This window comes from Eubacterium segne, assembly GCF_014287775.1.
Lineage (GTDB): Bacteria > Bacillota > Clostridia > Lachnospirales > Lachnospiraceae > Eubacterium_G > Eubacterium_G segne.
The window spans coordinates 99,854-116,832 of record NZ_JACOOZ010000003.1 but is presented as its reverse complement, the minus strand read 5'-3'; the positions used below and the strand labels follow the sequence as shown (position 1 = coordinate 116,832).

General features: G+C 30.8%; 43 protein-coding genes. 42 read left to right on the top strand and 1 reads right to left on the bottom strand.

The window, feature by feature from the left end; genetic code table 11:
• Positions 1-83 precede the first annotated feature (83 nt).
• From H8S00_RS05210 to H8S00_RS05030, 38 genes are all read left to right on the top strand, one after another.
• Complete coding sequence (locus H8S00_RS05210; protein ID WP_186840166.1) at positions 84-299, top strand: hypothetical protein; 216 nt, start codon at positions 84-86, stop codon at positions 297-299.
• 4 nt (positions 300-303) lie between these two features.
• Positions 304-504, top strand: coding sequence for a hypothetical protein (locus H8S00_RS05205; protein WP_186840165.1), 201 nt, complete (start codon positions 304-306; stop codon positions 502-504).
• Positions 505-532: 28 nt separating this feature from the next.
• The gene (locus H8S00_RS05200) at positions 533-895 is read left to right on the top strand and encodes a hypothetical protein (protein WP_186840164.1); all 363 of its coding nucleotides are present in this window, start codon (positions 533-535) and stop codon (positions 893-895) included.
• A gap of 13 nt (positions 896-908) precedes the next feature.
• A complete protein-coding gene (locus H8S00_RS05195; protein WP_186840163.1) occupies positions 909-1,052 on the top strand; it encodes a hypothetical protein in 144 nt (47 codons plus the stop codon).
• On the top strand, positions 1,045-1,197 hold the full coding sequence (locus H8S00_RS05190) for a hypothetical protein (protein ID WP_186840162.1): 153 nt from the start codon (positions 1,045-1,047) through the stop codon (positions 1,195-1,197). The genes H8S00_RS05195 and H8S00_RS05190 overlap by 8 nt, the downstream gene beginning before the upstream one ends.
• Positions 1,198-1,208: 11 nt before the next feature.
• Positions 1,209-1,532: a hypothetical protein gene (locus H8S00_RS05185; protein WP_186840161.1), complete on the top strand. Its 324-nt coding sequence runs from the start codon at positions 1,209-1,211 to the stop codon at positions 1,530-1,532.
• Between the two features lie 51 nt (positions 1,533-1,583).
• The gene (locus H8S00_RS05180) at positions 1,584-1,775 is read left to right on the top strand and encodes a hypothetical protein (RefSeq protein ID WP_186840160.1); all 192 of its coding nucleotides are present in this window, start codon (positions 1,584-1,586) and stop codon (positions 1,773-1,775) included.
• A 141-nt stretch (positions 1,776-1,916) separates the two neighbouring features.
• Positions 1,917-2,054 (top strand): hypothetical protein, encoded by a 138-nt coding sequence (locus tag H8S00_RS05175; RefSeq protein ID WP_186840159.1) that lies wholly within the window; start codon positions 1,917-1,919, stop codon positions 2,052-2,054.
• A 36-nt stretch (positions 2,055-2,090) separates the two neighbouring features.
• Positions 2,091-2,255, top strand: a complete 165-nt coding sequence (locus H8S00_RS05170) for a hypothetical protein (protein WP_186840158.1) — start codon at positions 2,091-2,093, stop codon at positions 2,253-2,255.
• 34 nt (positions 2,256-2,289) lie between these two features.
• Positions 2,290-2,550: a hypothetical protein gene (locus H8S00_RS05165; RefSeq protein WP_186840157.1), complete on the top strand. Its 261-nt coding sequence runs from the start codon at positions 2,290-2,292 to the stop codon at positions 2,548-2,550.
• A gap of 78 nt (positions 2,551-2,628) precedes the next feature.
• Positions 2,629-3,039: a hypothetical protein gene (locus H8S00_RS05160; RefSeq protein ID WP_186840156.1), complete on the top strand. Its 411-nt coding sequence runs from the start codon at positions 2,629-2,631 to the stop codon at positions 3,037-3,039.
• A gap of 18 nt (positions 3,040-3,057) precedes the next feature.
• Positions 3,058-3,462, top strand: a complete 405-nt coding sequence (locus H8S00_RS05155) for a hypothetical protein (protein WP_186840155.1) — start codon at positions 3,058-3,060, stop codon at positions 3,460-3,462.
• 1 nt (position 3,463) lies between these two features.
• Positions 3,464-3,625, top strand: a complete 162-nt coding sequence (locus tag H8S00_RS05150) for a hypothetical protein (protein ID WP_186840154.1) — start codon at positions 3,464-3,466, stop codon at positions 3,623-3,625.
• Positions 3,625-3,804: a hypothetical protein gene (locus tag H8S00_RS05145; RefSeq protein ID WP_186840153.1), complete on the top strand. Its 180-nt coding sequence runs from the start codon at positions 3,625-3,627 to the stop codon at positions 3,802-3,804. The genes H8S00_RS05150 and H8S00_RS05145 overlap by 1 nt, the downstream gene beginning before the upstream one ends.
• Before the next feature lies 1 nt (position 3,805).
• Complete coding sequence (locus H8S00_RS05140) at positions 3,806-4,075, top strand: hypothetical protein (RefSeq protein WP_186840152.1); 270 nt, start codon at positions 3,806-3,808, stop codon at positions 4,073-4,075.
• Positions 4,062-4,250: a hypothetical protein gene (locus H8S00_RS05135; protein WP_186840151.1), complete on the top strand. Its 189-nt coding sequence runs from the start codon at positions 4,062-4,064 to the stop codon at positions 4,248-4,250. The genes H8S00_RS05140 and H8S00_RS05135 overlap by 14 nt, the downstream gene beginning before the upstream one ends.
• 50 nt (positions 4,251-4,300) lie before the next feature.
• Positions 4,301-4,792: a hypothetical protein gene (locus H8S00_RS05130; RefSeq protein ID WP_186840150.1), complete on the top strand. Its 492-nt coding sequence runs from the start codon at positions 4,301-4,303 to the stop codon at positions 4,790-4,792.
• 65 nt (positions 4,793-4,857) lie between these two features.
• Entirely contained in the window at positions 4,858-5,496 is a 639-nt protein-coding gene (locus H8S00_RS05125) for a hypothetical protein (RefSeq protein WP_186840149.1), read from the top strand.
• 18 nt (positions 5,497-5,514) lie between these two features.
• The gene (locus H8S00_RS05120; protein WP_186840148.1) at positions 5,515-5,721 is read left to right on the top strand and encodes a hypothetical protein; all 207 of its coding nucleotides are present in this window, start codon (positions 5,515-5,517) and stop codon (positions 5,719-5,721) included.
• A gap of 16 nt (positions 5,722-5,737) precedes the next feature.
• Entirely contained in the window at positions 5,738-5,947 is a 210-nt protein-coding gene (locus tag H8S00_RS05115; RefSeq protein WP_186840147.1) for a hypothetical protein, read from the top strand.
• A gap of 45 nt (positions 5,948-5,992) precedes the next feature.
• Positions 5,993-6,340 (top strand): hypothetical protein, encoded by a 348-nt coding sequence (locus tag H8S00_RS05110; protein ID WP_186840146.1) that lies wholly within the window; start codon positions 5,993-5,995, stop codon positions 6,338-6,340.
• Between the two features lie 17 nt (positions 6,341-6,357).
• On the top strand, positions 6,358-6,489 hold the full coding sequence (locus H8S00_RS13945; protein ID WP_279287348.1) for a hypothetical protein: 132 nt from the start codon (positions 6,358-6,360) through the stop codon (positions 6,487-6,489).
• 34 nt (positions 6,490-6,523) lie between these two features.
• Positions 6,524-6,991, top strand: a complete 468-nt coding sequence (locus H8S00_RS05105; RefSeq protein ID WP_186840145.1) for a hypothetical protein — start codon at positions 6,524-6,526, stop codon at positions 6,989-6,991.
• 40 nt (positions 6,992-7,031) lie between these two features.
• Positions 7,032-7,409 carry a hypothetical protein gene (locus tag H8S00_RS05100; protein WP_186840144.1) on the top strand — a complete coding sequence of 126 codons (378 nt, stop codon included), beginning with the start codon at positions 7,032-7,034 and terminating at the stop codon, positions 7,407-7,409.
• A 37-nt stretch (positions 7,410-7,446) separates the two neighbouring features.
• On the top strand, positions 7,447-7,746 hold the full coding sequence (locus H8S00_RS05095; RefSeq protein ID WP_186840143.1) for a hypothetical protein: 300 nt from the start codon (positions 7,447-7,449) through the stop codon (positions 7,744-7,746).
• Between the two features lie 377 nt (positions 7,747-8,123).
• Complete coding sequence (locus H8S00_RS05090) at positions 8,124-8,348, top strand: hypothetical protein (protein ID WP_186840142.1); 225 nt, start codon at positions 8,124-8,126, stop codon at positions 8,346-8,348.
• A 22-nt stretch (positions 8,349-8,370) separates the two neighbouring features.
• The gene (locus H8S00_RS05085; RefSeq protein ID WP_186840141.1) at positions 8,371-8,571 is read left to right on the top strand and encodes a hypothetical protein; all 201 of its coding nucleotides are present in this window, start codon (positions 8,371-8,373) and stop codon (positions 8,569-8,571) included.
• A gap of 10 nt (positions 8,572-8,581) precedes the next feature.
• Entirely contained in the window at positions 8,582-8,971 is a 390-nt protein-coding gene (locus H8S00_RS05080; RefSeq protein WP_186840140.1) for a hypothetical protein, read from the top strand.
• 12 nt (positions 8,972-8,983) lie between these two features.
• A complete protein-coding gene (locus tag H8S00_RS05075) occupies positions 8,984-9,259 on the top strand; it encodes a hypothetical protein (RefSeq protein ID WP_186840139.1) in 276 nt (91 codons plus the stop codon).
• A gap of 115 nt (positions 9,260-9,374) precedes the next feature.
• Positions 9,375-9,716, top strand: coding sequence for a hypothetical protein (locus H8S00_RS05070; RefSeq protein WP_186840138.1), 342 nt, complete (start codon positions 9,375-9,377; stop codon positions 9,714-9,716).
• Positions 9,717-9,926: 210 nt separating this feature from the next.
• Positions 9,927-10,244 (top strand): type II toxin-antitoxin system RelB/DinJ family antitoxin, encoded by a 318-nt coding sequence (locus H8S00_RS05065; protein ID WP_186840137.1) that lies wholly within the window; start codon positions 9,927-9,929, stop codon positions 10,242-10,244.
• Positions 10,244-10,579 (top strand): type II toxin-antitoxin system PemK/MazF family toxin, encoded by a 336-nt coding sequence (locus tag H8S00_RS05060; protein WP_186840136.1) that lies wholly within the window; start codon positions 10,244-10,246, stop codon positions 10,577-10,579. Before H8S00_RS05065 ends, H8S00_RS05060 begins: the two co-directional genes overlap by 1 nt.
• 80 nt (positions 10,580-10,659) lie before the next feature.
• Complete coding sequence (locus H8S00_RS05055) at positions 10,660-10,866, top strand: hypothetical protein (RefSeq protein ID WP_186840135.1); 207 nt, start codon at positions 10,660-10,662, stop codon at positions 10,864-10,866.
• Between the two features lie 21 nt (positions 10,867-10,887).
• Positions 10,888-11,091: a hypothetical protein gene (locus tag H8S00_RS05050; RefSeq protein WP_186840134.1), complete on the top strand. Its 204-nt coding sequence runs from the start codon at positions 10,888-10,890 to the stop codon at positions 11,089-11,091.
• A 113-nt stretch (positions 11,092-11,204) separates the two neighbouring features.
• A complete protein-coding gene (locus tag H8S00_RS05045; RefSeq protein ID WP_186840133.1) occupies positions 11,205-11,363 on the top strand; it encodes a DNA-binding protein in 159 nt (52 codons plus the stop codon).
• 339 nt (positions 11,364-11,702) lie between these two features.
• Positions 11,703-12,848, top strand: coding sequence for an RNA-guided endonuclease InsQ/TnpB family protein (locus H8S00_RS05040; protein WP_207721405.1), 1,146 nt, complete (start codon positions 11,703-11,705; stop codon positions 12,846-12,848).
• Between the two features lie 59 nt (positions 12,849-12,907).
• Positions 12,908-13,153, top strand: coding sequence for a hypothetical protein (locus H8S00_RS05035; RefSeq protein WP_186840132.1), 246 nt, complete (start codon positions 12,908-12,910; stop codon positions 13,151-13,153).
• A 493-nt stretch (positions 13,154-13,646) separates the two neighbouring features.
• A complete protein-coding gene (locus H8S00_RS05030; RefSeq protein WP_186840131.1) occupies positions 13,647-14,384 on the top strand; it encodes a tyrosine-type recombinase/integrase in 738 nt (245 codons plus the stop codon).
• Positions 14,385-14,400: 16 nt separating this feature from the next.
• On the opposite strand, the gene H8S00_RS05025 is transcribed toward H8S00_RS05030, so the two are convergent.
• Positions 14,401-14,613, bottom strand: a complete 213-nt coding sequence (locus H8S00_RS05025; protein WP_186840130.1) for a helix-turn-helix domain-containing protein — start codon at positions 14,611-14,613, stop codon at positions 14,401-14,403.
• Positions 14,614-14,751: 138 nt separating this feature from the next.
• On the opposite strand from H8S00_RS05025, the gene H8S00_RS05020 reads away from it, so the two are divergent.
• The 4 genes from H8S00_RS05020 (at position 14,752) to H8S00_RS05005 (ending at position 16,976) form a co-directional block, all read left to right on the top strand.
• Complete coding sequence (locus H8S00_RS05020; protein WP_186840129.1) at positions 14,752-15,117, top strand: type II toxin-antitoxin system PemK/MazF family toxin; 366 nt, start codon at positions 14,752-14,754, stop codon at positions 15,115-15,117.
• Positions 15,118-15,122: 5 nt separating this feature from the next.
• Positions 15,123-15,404 (top strand): hypothetical protein, encoded by a 282-nt coding sequence (locus tag H8S00_RS05015; protein ID WP_186840128.1) that lies wholly within the window; start codon positions 15,123-15,125, stop codon positions 15,402-15,404.
• Between the two features lie 324 nt (positions 15,405-15,728).
• Positions 15,729-16,337: a hypothetical protein gene (locus H8S00_RS05010; protein ID WP_186840127.1), complete on the top strand. Its 609-nt coding sequence runs from the start codon at positions 15,729-15,731 to the stop codon at positions 16,335-16,337.
• A 15-nt stretch (positions 16,338-16,352) separates the two neighbouring features.
• A complete protein-coding gene (locus tag H8S00_RS05005; RefSeq protein WP_186840126.1) occupies positions 16,353-16,976 on the top strand; it encodes an RNA polymerase sigma factor in 624 nt (207 codons plus the stop codon).
• Positions 16,977-16,979: the final 3 nt, after the last annotated feature.

Genomic DNA, 16,979 nt, shown 5'->3' with positions numbered 1-16,979 from the left:
TAAAACAACTAAATAACACTTTATAAAGCAATCTATAAATTTTATAGGTTGCTTTTTATTTTTTGAAAATTGGAGGTAGAAAAATGAAAAAATTAAATGAATGTAAAGAATATTTTAAAGAATTGCATTTGAATTGTTCAAAATATAATTCTTTCCAAAAAAGCATTTTTGATAGTACCGAATTGGCACAATATGAAGCATTTTGTGACGCTTTAGACTTTATTTACGGTTCAGAATTTCAGCAGGTAAAATCTATATGGATAAATGAAGCATTGAATGAATTTTATAAAAGGAGGTAAAAACATGAATGCAATACAAGCAGAAAAAAAGATGGATAAAATTTTAAAAAAATATAATTTAATCAATGACATAACGGCAAAAACTATAAAAAACTTTTTAGTAACTTGCATATATACAACACAATTATATGAGTTAGATGCGATTAAATTAATGAATGAATATTGTAAAAACGGAAATTTATCACTTAATAAATATAATTTATAAAAAAATTCAGGAGTCAGGAGGTAGAAAAATGACAGTTAGAGAGCGTAAACATCAATTAGTAAATAGGGCGGCGACAGCAGGAATGATCGCCGCCACTGCTTTATTAATTCTATGTATTGGAAAATTTTTAAATATTCAAAACACAACTTACGCAATTCAAAGCGACATAAAAACAGAAGGAAATTATTACAAATATGTAACAGAACGCACAGAAAAAGCCATATATGCTGGAAAAATAAAAGGAATAAATACCTTTTATACGGAGGATGGGAACGCATGGGGATATAGTGGAAAATTTAAAAAGGGTAAAACATACATATTAAAAATACACGACAACGGAACAAAAAACAATATAACAGATGATGTAATTATAAGCGTTAAGGAAAAATAAGGAGGTGGAATCAATGCATATATACATTAATGAAAACATGGAAGTAAAAAGAGAATCTGATCACTATGCTATTTTTATGGAAGGTAAAAAATATATTTGTGGCATTGGAAAGTTAAATCAAACAATAGAAAAGTTAAGAGGAGGTAAAAATGAATAAAATCAAAGTTATTAATCGCTATTATAGACATGGAAAGTTATTTGTGATTGTAAAACTGGGACATAAAGCAGCTTGTTTGATGGGTGAAAATGATTTTCAAAGACTTATACAGATACAACGGAAAGAAGAGATATTGAGATGGTAGGAGGTTTTAAAATGAAAACAATAACATTAAAAGATTATAAAAAAATTAATCAGATGGCGGAAAAATCAGTGGAAAATATTCCATATTCACATTGTAGAATTTTACAGGAAGCAAAGGAAAAAAATGTTATAGAAGGAATTAGAAAAGCAAGAGAGCGGAAGCCCGGTAAACCCTTATATTTAGCTTTAAAGGTGTCGTATAATCAGGGTAATAGAAGGTATCCGCATTGGATCGAAACTGTTGAACTAATCGACATTAAGAATGCAGAAGCACATGAGACACCTTGCCGGTTATATGGCAGGAAAAAAGATAACATTTTAGCATTTATTAAGTAAAAGGAGGGAGACAATATCATAAAATGGATATTTTATAAGGAGGTAATAATTATGGATAGAATGTATCCTTCAGATTTTAATGTATCTGAAAACAATTCTAACGGGTGTTTTATCAGAATGGATGAATTAAACGATATGATTGCTTACGGTGTATTGAAATTAGATGAAACAAAATTAAAAGAATATCATTTTGATACAAGAGTCACTTATAATAAGGGAAATGGAGGTATAAAATGCCATTAGATAAAGAACCTGAATGTATTTACAAAATAAATGCAGATAAGGGAATTAGGTGTGAATGTAGCGAGTGTAAGAATTGCAAACACTACCAGAATATAACTAAATAAATGCGTGTTTCATTAGATTAGAAAGGTAGGTATAAAAATGGTATATGTAACATGGAATGATACAGAAGATGAAGAACCAAACGTTATATCTTTTACTGCGTGGGAAGAAGCAGAGGGATTTTGTAAAGAAAACGGATTAAAAACAGAAGAATGTTGTACTGTGATGAATTGGTAATAAAATTCGCATTTCTTTAGAAGATTGGAGGCAAATATGGGTTACAAAATTATAATAGATGAAAACACATCAGAATGTCCCGCTTGTGGATATAGATGGGACACAAATTTTGGGATAGTTGACTTAGCATTTAACGAAAAAGAGAAATGCTTGTGTTGTCCTGAATGCGAAGAATTAATCGAAGATGGAGACGACAATTGAAACTAAGATTTCTTTGGAAGGAGCGATGATATAAATGTATGAAGTAAAAGATAAGAATAAAGTAATCTATTTTACAGATAAAGCTGACGCAGATAATTATAATGACTATTTGAAATATGGATTAAAAGTTGTTAGAACTCAAGGGAAAACCTATTATTTTAATAATGGGGACAGGTTATTTGATGTAAGTATATCAAATAAAAAGAATTATATACTTGAAACACGGACAGGCAGAACAGTTACAAATGAAAAACTACAGAGAAAATATCTTGAATTAATTCAATTTAGTAACTAAACAAAAATAACGCAAACGCAAAGGCAGTTAGGAGAATAAATACCTAGCTGCCTATTTTATTACAAGGAGGAAATGATTATGTATGATTTTACAAAAAACGAAATGGAAATTGTTAAAGACAATTTACAGGCATTTATTGCAAACTTTGGCAAGCCACGGATTACAAGAGGAGACGATGGAGAGAGCTTCTATGTATTCACTGATGATTCAGATTCATGGAGACAGTATTGTTATAATATTGATTATCTGAATGGATGGTTATACGGATGTGTGCAAGCAGCTTGCGGAAATCCAAAGAGAGATGAAGAAATGAGAGAAATGTGTGATAGTGCAGGTTTCAGAGAAAGATATGCAATCTTATATGGTGAAAGAAAAACAAAAAATATTAATGGTCATAAATGCTATGTATTCACATATTCAGAAGACGATGAATACCAGGATGCAAACGGAGCTTTATATGACACAGTAACAAGAAGTTGGAGAGATTAGAAAGGCAGGTTGATTAGTATGAAATATGTTCCGAGAAATGAATATTTTGAATTAATTGGAAAACTTGGAGTGAAGAAAGTAGAAAGCGAATATGAAATTGCAGACTTAGATTTATCCGCATATTCACTAAATGAAGATACAAAACGGATTGCAAATGTAAACTTCATGGAAGAGACAGAAGATAGAAATGGTAATTACATGTTAGGTGGACATTGGATGTCCGATTTAAGTTACCAGTTTGCAAAGAAATGCAAATTCGATTTAGTTCAGGTAGACGGATATAGTTCTTATGCTTATTCAGATGAACAGATGGCAGTGTTTACATATACAGAGGGAGATATTTATCTCACATTGTTTACTGATAAAGCGAAATATGAAGCTGAAAAGGAAAGAACAATTAAATTTTATGAGGAGGAATATTGATATGAAAAAAGATGTGGAATTATGTATAAGAGATAAGAATGGATATATTGTAGGTTGGAAAGCTGGATATTCGGATGATGAATTAAAGCAGTTGTTAGAGAGACATAAAGACGAAGGATGGCATATTAGTTATGCAGAATATACAGAGGAGGGATTACGATAATGGCATATAAGAGAAGAACAAAAGATTGCTACGCAATCGAAGGAAATTGTGGTTATGGATGGAATATTGAATGTAATTGTGAAGACAGAGCAGATGCAAAAGTGCAGTTAAAAACATACAAAGAGAATGTGAATTATCCCGTAAGAATTAAGAAATGGAGAGAAAGGATTGGTAATTGATATGAGTAAATACAAATTATATACAGCTCATTTAGCTGGTACTTTATATGACGGAAATAAAAAGTATGAAATGGTGATTATTACAAAATGGAAAGATACAACAGAGGATTCACCAAAGGAAGGTCATAAGGCATATTATTTTACGCCTGATAACAAGTATTTGAGTGAATGTATTAAGGATGAAAATTGGTGTAAATTGATTTATGAAATACATCCAGAAAATACGAGATTTAGAATTGAAAGGAAGGTCGAGTGTTATGTTGAAAATTGAGATTAAAACAGGTGGAGCAGCTTATAGAGATGAAGATGGCGAGCTTGATAGAAGTGCATATGAGTTAAGACGAAATTTAAAAGAGATTGAAGAAAAACTTGAATACGGATATCAAGCTGGTTACATAATGGATATCAACGGAAATAAAGTTGGTAATTGGATATTAGAAGATTAGCAGGAAATTGTAATTTACAGTGAAATTTTAGAAAGGTAAAAGGTGATAATATGGGACAATTTAGTTGGATTTATTCAGATACAAATAAACAGTTATTAGATAATGTATATGCAGAGACATATTTACTTGTACCAAAACCATTTCAGGAGAAATATGGAAAAGCAATCTATGAAAGTTGTTATGATGGCTATGGAGATTTCGGAGAATATGATGTATATAATCTGATTCCTGAATGGAACAAGGAAATTATACCGGAGATTATCAACAAAATTAAAGAAGGGAAATGGAAATGTAACACATGCGAAAAGGATATTGAAAATTTACAGGCATATTACGAAGGAAAAGAAATTGATTGTGAACTCCGTTATCTTGGAATTATAATGGCTTGTTACGATGAAGATAACACAACTTTAAAATATCCAATTAAAATAACCACAAAAAAAATGGAATATAAAGATGTTTCCCCATCATTAAGTGATCCTTATCAGGGTTGGAGCAATGATGAATATGACGATGAATATTGGGACGAAGATGAATGGTAAATTGGAGAATATAAAGGCAGATGTAAACAAGTGTGTCTGTCTTATTTATTGGAAAGGAGAACAGAATGGGACTTTTATATTTAAAGAATGAAAAGAAACAGTTATACAGTGCATATGGATTAACCGTATATGGCAGACAGGATAGATATGAATGGACTATCTATAATAATAAACCGGATGAAAATGTATATACATCATTACGGATTGAGCGAAACGGAGAGGAAATCTACAACAGAAATCTTGGTAACAGATGTATCTTTGAAGAGAATTTCAATAGGACGATTGATAATTTTTTATGGTGGATTGATAAAGATAATCCTGATACATATGACATTGACAATGCAGTTATTAAGGATCTGTGTGAAACAAACTCATTATTTAATCATCTGATTGGAAATCGTAAGCGAAAAGAACAGGCAGAAGCCAATGAGAAGGCGAGAGTTGAAGCAATCAGAGAAGAAGAACAGAAACAGATTGATTTGATTAAGCAGTATTGTGAAAAGAAAAATCTGTTATTCAAACAGTATTATGAAAAGGTTTATCTGATTAAGCTGCACAATAAAGATGTAAGGCAGATGATTGAAAACGCAGACAACAAGCAGTTTGAAGGATTGAGAGATTTTATGGATAAACATCCTGACAACAAAGATGCTGTGATTGTAATGGATGGAAACATTGAAGACATAGCAAGGCAGATAGCATAGAAAGTGAGGTTGAGGGATATGTTAGAAAGTTATGTTATGGAAAATGCAGATTATGCAAAAATTAAGAAATTGAATACATTGCACAATATGGAAACATTTTGGGATGACGTTAGAAAATTCACAAAGAATGTGAGATCGGATCATAGTTTAGGTAGATGGCAGATATTATCAGAAGCGAGATATGGTGAATTAATGCAAGCGAAACGTAGTTTTTATGAAGATTAAAATGAGGTGATTGATAATGATATGTGAAATAAGCAAGAAAATATTAAATGAAGTATATGGTGGAGATACAAAAGAATCAAGAGAAAAAGCGATTAAAGATGGATATTTTATGAAATGGACAAAAGAAAGAATTAAAAATGCATTTAAAGCAGGAAATGGAACAGAAAAGGATTTAAAAAGATATATGAATGATAATAAACAATATTGTGTATTTGTAGAAATTTAAACCCAGTTGAAAGAACTGTTTCTTGAAGAGAAAGGAGTGATTAATATGGTAAATCAGTGGACAGGTGAATGGACGGAAGAAAAAGATTATAGTAAATACCCAAAAGAAAAATGGTGTGATTACGATTATATGGCTGCATGGATCCGAGAACAGAAATACGAACCAGAAACATCAATGAAAAATTTAATAGAAATGATTTTTGGTTATTACTTTGAAGACGATGATGTAAAAGAAAGAGGATATTTTGCAATTAAGGATGAAAGAAAATATCCTGATAATCTTATGATATTTGTTCCAGATGTAGCAAAATATGTATTTGCAAGTGGTGGATTAAGCGAATTTGATGATGAATTTATTCAGATGATTCCCAATTATGAAAAGATAAAATTATAAGAAAGGAGTGATAAGATATGAAAACAATTACAGTAACTATTGAAATATATGATAACTCATCAGTAGAAGATGTAGAAAGAGCAGTTAGTGCAGGGCTTGATAACAACGGAATTGATTGTACTTATGATGTTGAAGAAAAAGAAGAGTAAACAAGAGTTTCTTTGGAAGAATGGAGGAATTATTATGTATTTAAGAAAAATATTAACAGATGGAAATAAGGAATTTTTAGAAAATATGCGTGTTGATTTTGATTATAAGGGAGAACACTACAATGTAAGAATCAAAAGATTATGTGATAACTTCTTTGAATCATACACAGGAACTTGCTTTGATTATAGCGAAATTTGCAACTGCAAGATTGGATATATAACAGGCGAAGAAGTAACTGTAAGCATTAAAACATTATACGAAAGCAATTTTGGTACTGAATGTGGATGGATTAATACAGAAAATAATGAAAACGGAGATGTTGGATATTACGATTTGTACACCACAAGCGGTTTAGTATGCATGGATGGGGAAACCTGCAAAATTATCGATGTAAAAGAAGACTATATTGTATTAAAAAATACAGACGGAGAAAGGGATATGATATTTACATTAACTTATGAAGAGGCTAACATTTGTTGTTTTGAATGTCCTGCCGAATAGAATGAAATGAGGATTTCTTGACAGAATGGAGGTCGATTATATGTCAAACGAATGGTACAAAACAGACGATTTGCAGTGGTGTAAACCATTAGGAGAAAGAAGATATAAATTTATTCAAGCACTTTGGATTGATACATGTCCAAATGATTCAGAAAATGATTATGTCGTTTGCTCAGGTTTGGTTGACTTAAATGATTATAGTGATGATGAAATAGAAATGGCAATATCTTCTTATTACGAAAGTTATGATGATATGTTAAATAAATATAATACCGCAAGAGAAAATGCACATGAGCTTGATTCAATCGTTGCCGAATGCATTTTTGAAGAAGAGTGTTATACAGATGGTCATAGTCATGGAACTTTTGAAAAAGATAAGGCTGTTGAATATGTAAAGAATTGGATTAAAGAAAACTAATGAATCGGAAAATTCAAGTGAAAGGTAGGTGTTTACTATGAGATACATAAGTCATTATGAGGAATATCCAATATATGAACCGGCTGAAGGTGGATATTATTATCCAGGAAATCAGTTGGTAGCATCTGAAAGAAAAAGCAAACGTCAGTGCAGAAAAGATTTTGAAAAAATCTGGCAGGAATGTCTGGAAGAGAACAAAGACAATCCAGAATATCCTTGGATTAGAGAAAATGCAAATTATATTTTCAGAGATGGTAAATATATTGGTGAAGGTGAAAGTTATGCGATTGAACGTAAGCGGGGAAGTATGGAATCTGGATATGAACCGTATTACTAAAATATAAAAACACATAGAGTTTTACCAGAAGAGAACGGACATGGAACATTCTTTTTCACTGATTGTGGAAACAGAATGTATTCCATTGATGATGAGATGCCTTATCATGGGAAACTTTGTCCTAAGTGTTTTCAGAAAGGCAAACAAGTGGCGCTATATATTAGAGGCTCAAAGGAAGCAAATGAATATTGGGAGAAAAAATTGAGTTGAAAGTCATATTTAGAGAGGAGGTTAAAATGGATTGTGAGTAGATTTAATATAACTTTAATGATATAATAAAATAAATTAAAATATGCTTCAAATATGAGTATTAAGTCCTTTTTATAGGACTTATTGGGCAGTATAATTAAATAAAAAATTTTAGGAGGAATAAAAGAATGGCAGAGATTATAACAATAATATTAGGTATTGGAGTAGGCTACGTTATGGGACATATCGAGGAGATTTATTTTTGGCTACATGAACCGGAGCAGCCGGAAGATACAGAATTTGATATAAATCAGCAATTTCTTGATATAAACAAGTATGGCAATGATTATGCTAAACGTAAATATATTCGTGGTGAGTATTTTATAAAAAAAGGTGATAAAGATAAAAAATAATTAAGAAAGAAGGTAGATTAATATGACAAAATTTGAAAAAGTAAAGAAAGCGTTGGAAGAAAAAACTAGAAACACAGGAAATTGGATAACATTAACTACAGAGTTAGATGCAAGACATAAAGGTTGCAAGTATACAACGGTTAATGTGATAACCAGAGGAAAAGATTGGCAAGGTTATAAAACACTTGATGAAGTTATTAAACAATTTGAATTAGAAATTTAGGAGGAAAATTATGAGTACGATATATTGGAGTGGCAAATCAACTAATGGAATTTGGAAACGTAAATATAAAGCAAATAGTTTTTATGAATTATTCAATTTGCTTATGAATGAAGAAATTATTGATAGTTATGATTACGATGTGTATGAACACACCATTCTCGAAAAATATAATAAAACAGAAAGGGACATAGAATTTCAGAATGAAGATGGAGATGTGGATTACGAAAAAATTCAAAAATTTATTGATAGTAAACCAGACTTAACTGACGAAGAGTTATGGCTTTTGATTTCTGAACAAAAAGGAAATGCTTATTATCAAAATTTTGAAAGAGAAGGCGAGGACGAACGCATTGAAATTGAATGTGATGATTTTGACGAAAATGGAAAATATAAATATTAAGGGAGATAAAGAATGGGATTCATTAACGATGAAGGAATCAATGTAAGTTACGATTGTGCGTGCTTAATTGAAGAATTAAAACAGGACATTGCAGAATTTGGTGGAGATATGATTGTTGAAGTTGTAACAGAAGAATTACAAGGAGTCACAATCTACAAGGATTATAATTTTGTGGATAAAAATGATCCGGAACACGAATTCAAATTAACTTCTACAGAAAAAATGCGAAGAATGACGGCAACAATGTTATTAACATTATATGAAAAAGAAAACGAAATTTTAAAATAACAGGGAGCAGCAATGCTTCCTTTTGTATATGAAATAATAGATTCATTTGGAATGGAATTGTCGTAAGGCAGTTCCGTTTCTGACATGATGGAGAATATAATATTGAGGTGATATAATGGAAAAAATAGTAAAGAAAATACAATGGAATTTAGGGGATTTTGCTTCAAAGCCAAGAGAAATGTATGCGTATGTTGAAGCTAATTTTGAGGCAAATGATGCTATGCAGATACCATTGGAAAAGTTATATAAATACGAAAATCAACCAGATTTGGTTGGTGTGCAAGGTATGATAAGAGAATATATTAGTGAATTGGAAAAGGAAATTAAAAGATGTGAGAAATGTATCATTGATAATGGTGATGACGCACCTAATGCTAATAATATGCTTATTGTAAGAATGCAAACGTTACAGGAAGTTATTTATGATTTGGAAGGTAGAATAGAGGAAACAGATTAACCTTTTATAGAAAAGGAGATAGATTGAATGGGATTAAAATACAGAATAATTCAGTTAAATGGTCATTGGTATGCACAGGATATTGAAACTTGCAAAATTGTTAAAGAATTATTTTATTAAAAATAATAGCTTTATGTACAATGTTATAACAATGTATTGACAGTGATAAAAACGGAGAATATAATAATATTAAAGAAAGGAGTGATATATATGGCAAATACAAATGTAACAATGAGAATTGATGAAGCACTGAAAGCACAATTACAGGAGCTGATGTCTAATCTTGGAATGGACATGACTACTTTCTTTATAATGGCTGCTAAACAAGCCGTAAGAGAACAGGCTTTACCATTTCATCCTGATATGAATACGGGAATATATGGCTTGAAATCATATCAGTTAGCAATGAAAAATACAAATTACAATAAAGAAGGGAAAGCGACAATATCTTCTGTTGGCGATTGGGCAACTGAATCAGAATGGGATGATATGTTTGAGCAAATGAAAAAAGAAAGAGGTATTGAATAATGAACAAAGGAGAAGTATGGTTTGTTGAATTTCCATTAGAAGAAGATCCAAGTAGAATACTGAATAGACCTGTTGTGGTACTTGATGAAAATTTACTTGGTGTATTATCTGTCAAGATAACAAAGCATAAGGTAAGAAAAGAAGATCCTTATGATACTCCTATTATCTATTGGGAAGAAGCGAGTTTGAGATTGGCTTCAACTGCGAGAGTATCAAAAGTAACGCTACTTACAAAAGATAGCTTTATATTCAAAATCGGTGATTTGCACAAAGATGATTTGAATAGAATTGAAAATATGTATAGAAAATTTTTAGAAGATAATGGTGCTGTATAAATTATAGCACCATTACTTATTAAAACAGAGAATATTAAAGTGACAAGAAACCAAGTTTTCATGTGGAAGGAGTGAATAATATGAATGACGTATTGGAACAGCGATTAGCTGCAAAGAAGCGAGATTTGGGAAATCAACAAGAATATTTTAGAATTGATATGAAAAATATTGAGCAATCAAATTATGAAGATAACGCTATTAATGCATTATTGAATATGAAGAAATTAAAAACGGAAATTGCAGAGTTAGAATTGATATTGCAACTACAGAAAGCTAATGAACTTTAACTTTCCTTTGGAGGTGATTTTATGAATGAAGGAGACGTACTTATTTGCATTGATCCAAAAGATGAACATTATTTGCAAATTGGATATGTAAATTTAATTGATATAGAAGGATTTGAAACTAATGTAGCTTATGTTGAATATCAAGATAAAAGTACAGTAAAGTATGAAGTTTGGAGAATGGAAGGATGCTTTAGGAGATTTATTACCGAAGGACTAAGGATATAATGAAAGAATGATTTACTTGGTTTTTGATATTTAATTGATATTAAAAACTACCAAAAAAGTATTGACAAATGAATAATGTTGAGTATAATGGAAAATGTAAGGAGGATTTGTGAATGGCAAGACCGAAAAGATTTTCAGAAAAATTGGTTGTCGGTCTAACTCCCGAAATCAAAGAGTTTCTTCAAAAGGAAGCTGAGAAAGAATGTTGTGAAATGAATGCAATAGTAAGACGAGCTATCCTGGAATATATGGAGAAAAAGAAAGACAACTAAAAAAGTGGTGAGCATCCGACCAAAGACATTCACCACTTTACATAGCCGCCAAACACAGAGTTTGACTAATTTCTATTATATCATCTTTTAAGAGTTAGTCAACTCGAAAATTCCTATTACAGTTGAACATTGACAACTGAATAAAGGGTTGACTGCCTTGAACAGTTACCGTGAAGGAGATGCGAAGCTCTTGATAATGTGCGGTCAGAAGAGAGAATAACTCTATAGAACGTTATCAATATAATTTCTATGGAAAGGAGATGATATGATACGAAAATAACAAGATGTGAACAGCATAATATAAAGTATGGAACTGATTTTTATAAATTTGTTGATGAAATGTGTTTCAAGTCAAAGAATTTATACAACTATGCGAATTATATTATTCGTCAAGAATTTATAAATAATGGAAACTGGATTAAATATAATCAATTATTTCAACTTGTAAAAGAGTCAGAGCCATACAAAGATATTGGAAATAATACAGGTCAAGGAACTTTAAGGATACTTGATAAAAATTGGAAAGCATTTTTCAAGGCAATTAAGGATTGGAAGAAAAATCCTAGTAAATATTTAGGTAGACCAAAGATTCCAAAATATAAAGATAAAGACGGAAGATTCTTACTATCTCTTGATAGCAACAAAGTGAAATTGAAAGATGGATATGTATATTTTGCATGGAAGCCATTTAAACCATACAACAATATGTTTAAGACAAATGCACAAGAAAGAATATTACAATGCAGATTCATTCCTAGATGTAAAAAGTATGTAATGGAAATCGTCTATGAAATCGAAGTGCCAGACATTTCAGAAACTTCTGAAAGAGTAGCTGCCATTGATATTGGAGTTGATAATTTCATAACTATGGTAAACAACATTGGTGAAAATCCAATAGCTGTTAAAGGTGGAGTTATTAAGTCAATTAATCGGTTTTACAATAAACAGAAAGCAAATATTCAGTCAGAGTTGAAGAAAGTCAACGGAAAAGATTGGTCGAACAAGTTACAGAAACTTACAGACAAGCGATATGAAATGATTAAATATCAGATGCATTGTATAAGTAAGTATGTAGTTGATTGGTGTGTCTTATATGAAATTGACACATTGATTGTAGGACACAACGATGAATGGAAACAAAAGAAACAAGGTATGCAGAATTTTACTTATATTCCTTATGAACTATTTATCCAGATGCTTGCATATAAATGTGAGAATAATGGAATTAGATTTATAGAAAATGAGGAAGCATGTACTTCTGGAACATCATTTCTTGATAATGAAGATCCTGTAAAAGAGAATTATAATAAGGAACGCAGAGTTCATAGAGGATTATTCATTGCAGATTGCGGAAAGAAGATAAATGCAGATGTAAATGGAGCATATCAAATATTAAAGAAGGTAATTCCTGATGCGTTTAGCAAAGGAATAGAGGGTGCAGGTTCACACCCAACAATTATTAACTTGGCTATGCTGAGAGCGTAATGTAAAGGTATTTAAAAATACCATGAATTGACGATTTCATTATATGAAAAGGAGAAAATATGAAAAGAAAAATAGAACAATTTATTTATCCAGGAAAAATAAAAATCATTTGTTTACCTAAAAGACAATTATCTTCCGAAAGTGAATATCCTGAATTAGTTGGCTTAGAAGGGAAAATTGCAGCTATATCAGGAAATAGTGTTGGAATTATTATTGATGGAAAATACAATAAACATAGTCAATTTGGTTGGTATTGGTTCGATTCAGAATGTATAGAAAAGGTGAAAGCAAATGAGAATAATTAAATGCAATGTTGATGATATGAGATATATTAAAGAGTACATAAAGAAACAAAAAACAAGAATGTCTCGCAGGAATGACTTCGTTAAGTGAAAGAGTTGCTTTGCAATAACGTCAATTAAAATAAATAAAACAGCAATTTTGTACACAGTAATAAACATTAAAGAAGTGAAGATTGTTTCACTTCTTTTTTAGTATAAGAAAGTAGGTGGTAAAATTTGAGTAGATATAAAAATGGAAATCCTAAAAGGCAATCGAGATTCATTTGTTTGTCTTGCTTGCAGGAAAATAAGTTAGCACAAGGAATACAAAGGAAATCCCAACGTGAAAAATTTCATATCAAAGATTTGTATTGTCTTTCGTGTGGAAAGATTTGTAAGTGTGTGGAAATAAGATTTTGCGATTCTTTTGACGAAGTAATGAACAAAGCAAAAGAAATGAGGAAAATGTATTATTCAATGGAGAATAATAATGATAGAAAGGTAGGTTGATATTGTGTTGGCAGTAGATTTTAATAAAATGGGAAATATAGAATCAAAGGTTGTACAATTTCCGATAAACAGGGTTAAAAAAGTTGATAATATAGGAAGATCAACAAAAATGTGGTGTTTAAAAGATCGTGAAGAAATAATGCGAGTGTATAATATATTTAAAAATAAGGTGGAGAGTGCAACATCAATAAAAAAGGAGACAATAGCAAGAAGAAATTTAACAATGTTTGTATTCGCTATTGATATTGGGCTGCGTGGTGGAGATTTTTGTAACCTTAAATGGTCTGACATTTTTGATATAAATTGGAATTTTAAAAATAAAGTAGAGTATGTTCCAGAAAAAACAAAAAGAACTCATAAACATATAGAATTATATTGGAATGATGATTCTGTTCAAGCACTCGTTGATTGGTTGAAATGGTGTAATAGAATGGTTAAACCACAGGAACTAAATGATTATATTTTTACAAGTCAGAAAGGCTCTAAAATAGGTGAAAAAAGTTGGTATGAAATAATGGAAAAAACAAGGAAGGAAGCTGGTATTCCACAGAAAATTGGAACACATGGACTTAGAAAAACAATGGCTAATCAGTACATTAAAAATTCGGATGATAAAGCACAAGCCCTTGTAGATATATCGACAATGTTTGCTCATTCGGATTTAAGAATAACTGAAAGATATGCTTGTCTGGAAGACGAAAGAATTAGAGCAAACAAAAAAAGAACATCATTTATATATGGGTAGTAGTAAAAGACGATACTTATTTAGTATCGTCTTTTTCAAATGTAAATAAGTCTCCTGGTTTACAATTCAAAGCATCACAAAGTTTATTGATAGTATCAAGTCGAATATTAACAGTTTCCCCATTGCAGATCTTTAATATGTTATTAGGGGCTATACCTGTTTGTTTGGATAACCAATAAGGCGTTTTATCTTGTTGTTCTAATAGTTCCCTTACTTTGAGTTTGTACATTTTAAATCTCCTTATATATTATTTACATATATAATACAAAAAAATAATGTATTTTTCAATAATATATGTTGACATATAATATAAAAAGATATATAATGTGGAATATAGAAACAGACAAATAAGAAAGGAGGATGTGAAATGAAAGGCAATTATAAAAGATTCGATATAGTGCTTGTTGATTTTGGAAAAGTACAATTCGCCGGAGAGCAAGGTGGAAAACGACCAGCAATTATTTTGCAAAACGATATTGGAAATTATTTTAGTGGAACGACATTAGTAGCACCATTAACATCTAAAATTAAACACTTAGATCAACCGACACATCTTCTTTTCGAAAAAGATGTAGAAAAAGGCTTGAAAGTTAATAGTATGGTACTTGGAGAATGTTTAAGACAAGTTTCAGAAGAGAGAATAATTAAGAAATTAGGGTACATATCTTCAATAGAAGATAAAAGAAATATAAAAAGAGTATACTATGCTAATTTTGGAGATTTGGAGGAATAATAATTATGGATTATGTAGCAATGACACTCGAAGAAGCAAAAAAAGTTGTTAAAAAGGACGCAATCGTTCTTGTATCTAGACAATATCTTGAACAGGAAGATTGCAATATTGGTTTCACTAAAAAAAAATTCTGTGAATGTTCAGAATTGTTACAGGAAGCAGAGACAATTGCAAAGGTTTGTGATGATTTTGCTGCACAGTTGAGATGTTTTACAACAAGACAGGTCGATCCGATTAATTACAAGCCAGTTGGAACATTGAATACGATACTTTTTCGGTCAAATTAAATGAACAAGTCCTTATTATTGGACTTGTAAAATAAAAGGTAAAATTTACCATTGACAATATCGAACGGACGTTCTATTATCTTATTATACAAAAAAAAGATAGAGTCTTGATGTAAAAGGTATTGGCAGTACCTAATACAGACCCTATCTAAATTACATAAAACACAACGTAAATACGTTAAACGCAGTACGTTGCTAACCCCAATATTACATATTAATTCAAAAATGTCAAGTTAAAGGTGAGATTTTGACTTGGCAATCGTTAGCAATTCTGCAAAATTTATCAAAAAATTTTAAAAAATTAAATAAGAAAGAGGTGTTTCGATGGCAAACTATGTCATTACAGACGGAACTCGATGGATCATGAAGGACAGGAATGGAAAGTATGTTCCTACTTCATGTGAGTCTTTTGCGGACATTTTTAGTAAAAAACAGGCTGAAAATATACAAAAATGTTCATTGGCGAAGGCGTTAAGAGGAGTTTTTTATGTGGAAAAAACGAGTGAGGAAGTGCCAAAGGAAATCAAACCGGCAACAGACAAGGAACTAAAAGATACAGAAAAGGTTTTGGTTTCAGAAAATATCCAATGTTGGTTAGACAAAATTTCTGATCTAAATGGATTGGCAAGCGATGCATTACGTAGGAAAGAAGAATTAAATCAAAAGTTAAGTAACATCGACAAGGAAATTTGCGATTTACTTCATTACATAGAGTTTTGCAACTTAAATGCTGCACAAGGATACAAGGTATATAAAATGTTAAAAGAACGGAGAATAATAAGAAGAAGCATAAAGAACGAATTGAGTGTTCTGAATATTATTCTTAGCAAGAAAATATCCGAAACCGCTACTGATGAGATCAACAGATGTGTGGCAGGAATGGACAAGCGTTTTTATGAACCAAGAGTATTAAAAGAATTATTTGATTTCTAGGATAGGAGTGATGAGATGACAAAGTTAAATGAGAAACAAATGGAAATTATTTATGACTATTGTAATAATAATATGAAAAAATTAAAGATGGTGTGCTATCCAATTATAATCAGAACGGGTGGAATTAGTGAAAAAGACCATGACGATATTTTTAGTTTGGCACAATTATTATTATACAAAGCTGTTGAGAAGTACGATGAAAATAATGCAAAAGGAGCATCTTTTAATACGTTTTTTTACAATATTTTAAGCAGAAGATTATATGCAACATATATTCGTGATAAAAATCGTAAATGCAGAAGTAATATGATAGAAGATGAAAATGGAAATATAGTATTTATTCCGGATTTTTCTCTCGATGCACCAACAGAAGAGTGTTTGAGTATGTTTGAGCGGATAAGTTCTTCTTATAGTTTAGAAGAAGAAGTCTTTAAAGAAGAGTATAGTAAAGAAATGAAAGAATACTTATCACGTCTCTCTAGGATTCAAAGAATAATACTTACATATTTAAGTGAAGGATACTTACCAAAGGAAATACAGGAAATGTTGCATATAAACGAAACTATGTATAAAGATAATCATAAAGCAATTATGGATGAAAAGAATTTAAGAATCATTAGATCACTTATAAGGAGATAAATA

What these genes read in the sequence shown, in the direction of transcription:
- H8S00_RS05205 (WP_186840165.1), top strand. Translation starts at nt 304, where the DNA reads ATGAATGCAATACAAGCAGAAAAAAAGATGGATAAAATTTTAAAAAAA.
- H8S00_RS05135 (WP_186840151.1), top strand. Translation starts at nt 4,062, where the DNA reads ATGTTGAAAATTGAGATTAAAACAGGTGGAGCAGCTTATAGAGATGAA.
- H8S00_RS05005 (WP_186840126.1), top strand. Translation starts at nt 16,353, where the DNA reads ATGACAAAGTTAAATGAGAAACAAATGGAAATTATTTATGACTATTGT.
- H8S00_RS05020 (WP_186840129.1), top strand. Translation starts at nt 14,752, where the DNA reads ATGAAAGGCAATTATAAAAGATTCGATATAGTGCTTGTTGATTTTGGA.
- H8S00_RS05025 (WP_186840130.1), bottom strand. Translation starts at nt 14,613, where the DNA reads ATGTACAAACTCAAAGTAAGGGAACTATTAGAACAACAAGATAAAACG.
- H8S00_RS05100 (WP_186840144.1), top strand. Translation starts at nt 7,032, where the DNA reads ATGTCAAACGAATGGTACAAAACAGACGATTTGCAGTGGTGTAAACCA.
- H8S00_RS05070 (WP_186840138.1), top strand. Translation starts at nt 9,375, where the DNA reads ATGGAAAAAATAGTAAAGAAAATACAATGGAATTTAGGGGATTTTGCT.
- H8S00_RS05075 (WP_186840139.1), top strand. Translation starts at nt 8,984, where the DNA reads ATGGGATTCATTAACGATGAAGGAATCAATGTAAGTTACGATTGTGCG.
- H8S00_RS05090 (WP_186840142.1), top strand. Translation starts at nt 8,124, where the DNA reads ATGGCAGAGATTATAACAATAATATTAGGTATTGGAGTAGGCTACGTT.
- H8S00_RS05080 (WP_186840140.1), top strand. Translation starts at nt 8,582, where the DNA reads ATGAGTACGATATATTGGAGTGGCAAATCAACTAATGGAATTTGGAAA.
- H8S00_RS05190 (WP_186840162.1), top strand. Translation starts at nt 1,045, where the DNA reads ATGAATAAAATCAAAGTTATTAATCGCTATTATAGACATGGAAAGTTA.
- H8S00_RS05115 (WP_186840147.1), top strand. Translation starts at nt 5,738, where the DNA reads ATGATATGTGAAATAAGCAAGAAAATATTAAATGAAGTATATGGTGGA.
- H8S00_RS05155 (WP_186840155.1), top strand. Translation starts at nt 3,058, where the DNA reads ATGAAATATGTTCCGAGAAATGAATATTTTGAATTAATTGGAAAACTT.
- H8S00_RS05065 (WP_186840137.1), top strand. Translation starts at nt 9,927, where the DNA reads ATGGCAAATACAAATGTAACAATGAGAATTGATGAAGCACTGAAAGCA.
- H8S00_RS05210 (WP_186840166.1), top strand. Translation starts at nt 84, where the DNA reads ATGAAAAAATTAAATGAATGTAAAGAATATTTTAAAGAATTGCATTTG.
- H8S00_RS05050 (WP_186840134.1), top strand. Translation starts at nt 10,888, where the DNA reads ATGAATGAAGGAGACGTACTTATTTGCATTGATCCAAAAGATGAACAT.
- H8S00_RS05110 (WP_186840146.1), top strand. Translation starts at nt 5,993, where the DNA reads ATGGTAAATCAGTGGACAGGTGAATGGACGGAAGAAAAAGATTATAGT.
- H8S00_RS05055 (WP_186840135.1), top strand. Translation starts at nt 10,660, where the DNA reads ATGAATGACGTATTGGAACAGCGATTAGCTGCAAAGAAGCGAGATTTG.
- H8S00_RS05060 (WP_186840136.1), top strand. Translation starts at nt 10,244, where the DNA reads ATGAACAAAGGAGAAGTATGGTTTGTTGAATTTCCATTAGAAGAAGAT.
- H8S00_RS05195 (WP_186840163.1), top strand. Translation starts at nt 909, where the DNA reads ATGCATATATACATTAATGAAAACATGGAAGTAAAAAGAGAATCTGAT.
- H8S00_RS05040 (WP_207721405.1), top strand. Translation starts at nt 11,703, where the DNA reads ATGTGTTTCAAGTCAAAGAATTTATACAACTATGCGAATTATATTATT.
- H8S00_RS05045 (WP_186840133.1), top strand. Translation starts at nt 11,205, where the DNA reads ATGGCAAGACCGAAAAGATTTTCAGAAAAATTGGTTGTCGGTCTAACT.
- H8S00_RS05185 (WP_186840161.1), top strand. Translation starts at nt 1,209, where the DNA reads ATGAAAACAATAACATTAAAAGATTATAAAAAAATTAATCAGATGGCG.
- H8S00_RS05175 (WP_186840159.1), top strand. Translation starts at nt 1,917, where the DNA reads ATGGTATATGTAACATGGAATGATACAGAAGATGAAGAACCAAACGTT.
- H8S00_RS05010 (WP_186840127.1), top strand. Translation starts at nt 15,729, where the DNA reads ATGGCAAACTATGTCATTACAGACGGAACTCGATGGATCATGAAGGAC.
- H8S00_RS13945 (WP_279287348.1), top strand. Translation starts at nt 6,358, where the DNA reads ATGAAAACAATTACAGTAACTATTGAAATATATGATAACTCATCAGTA.
- H8S00_RS05145 (WP_186840153.1), top strand. Translation starts at nt 3,625, where the DNA reads ATGGCATATAAGAGAAGAACAAAAGATTGCTACGCAATCGAAGGAAAT.
- H8S00_RS05150 (WP_186840154.1), top strand. Translation starts at nt 3,464, where the DNA reads ATGAAAAAAGATGTGGAATTATGTATAAGAGATAAGAATGGATATATT.
- H8S00_RS05165 (WP_186840157.1), top strand. Translation starts at nt 2,290, where the DNA reads ATGTATGAAGTAAAAGATAAGAATAAAGTAATCTATTTTACAGATAAA.
- H8S00_RS05105 (WP_186840145.1), top strand. Translation starts at nt 6,524, where the DNA reads ATGTATTTAAGAAAAATATTAACAGATGGAAATAAGGAATTTTTAGAA.
- H8S00_RS05130 (WP_186840150.1), top strand. Translation starts at nt 4,301, where the DNA reads ATGGGACAATTTAGTTGGATTTATTCAGATACAAATAAACAGTTATTA.
- H8S00_RS05015 (WP_186840128.1), top strand. Translation starts at nt 15,123, where the DNA reads ATGGATTATGTAGCAATGACACTCGAAGAAGCAAAAAAAGTTGTTAAA.
- H8S00_RS05140 (WP_186840152.1), top strand. Translation starts at nt 3,806, where the DNA reads ATGAGTAAATACAAATTATATACAGCTCATTTAGCTGGTACTTTATAT.
- H8S00_RS05035 (WP_186840132.1), top strand. Translation starts at nt 12,908, where the DNA reads ATGAAAAGAAAAATAGAACAATTTATTTATCCAGGAAAAATAAAAATC.
- H8S00_RS05095 (WP_186840143.1), top strand. Translation starts at nt 7,447, where the DNA reads ATGAGATACATAAGTCATTATGAGGAATATCCAATATATGAACCGGCT.
- H8S00_RS05200 (WP_186840164.1), top strand. Translation starts at nt 533, where the DNA reads ATGACAGTTAGAGAGCGTAAACATCAATTAGTAAATAGGGCGGCGACA.
- H8S00_RS05125 (WP_186840149.1), top strand. Translation starts at nt 4,858, where the DNA reads ATGGGACTTTTATATTTAAAGAATGAAAAGAAACAGTTATACAGTGCA.
- H8S00_RS05170 (WP_186840158.1), top strand. Translation starts at nt 2,091, where the DNA reads ATGGGTTACAAAATTATAATAGATGAAAACACATCAGAATGTCCCGCT.
- H8S00_RS05120 (WP_186840148.1), top strand. Translation starts at nt 5,515, where the DNA reads ATGTTAGAAAGTTATGTTATGGAAAATGCAGATTATGCAAAAATTAAG.
- H8S00_RS05160 (WP_186840156.1), top strand. Translation starts at nt 2,629, where the DNA reads ATGTATGATTTTACAAAAAACGAAATGGAAATTGTTAAAGACAATTTA.
- H8S00_RS05180 (WP_186840160.1), top strand. Translation starts at nt 1,584, where the DNA reads ATGGATAGAATGTATCCTTCAGATTTTAATGTATCTGAAAACAATTCT.
- H8S00_RS05085 (WP_186840141.1), top strand. Translation starts at nt 8,371, where the DNA reads ATGACAAAATTTGAAAAAGTAAAGAAAGCGTTGGAAGAAAAAACTAGA.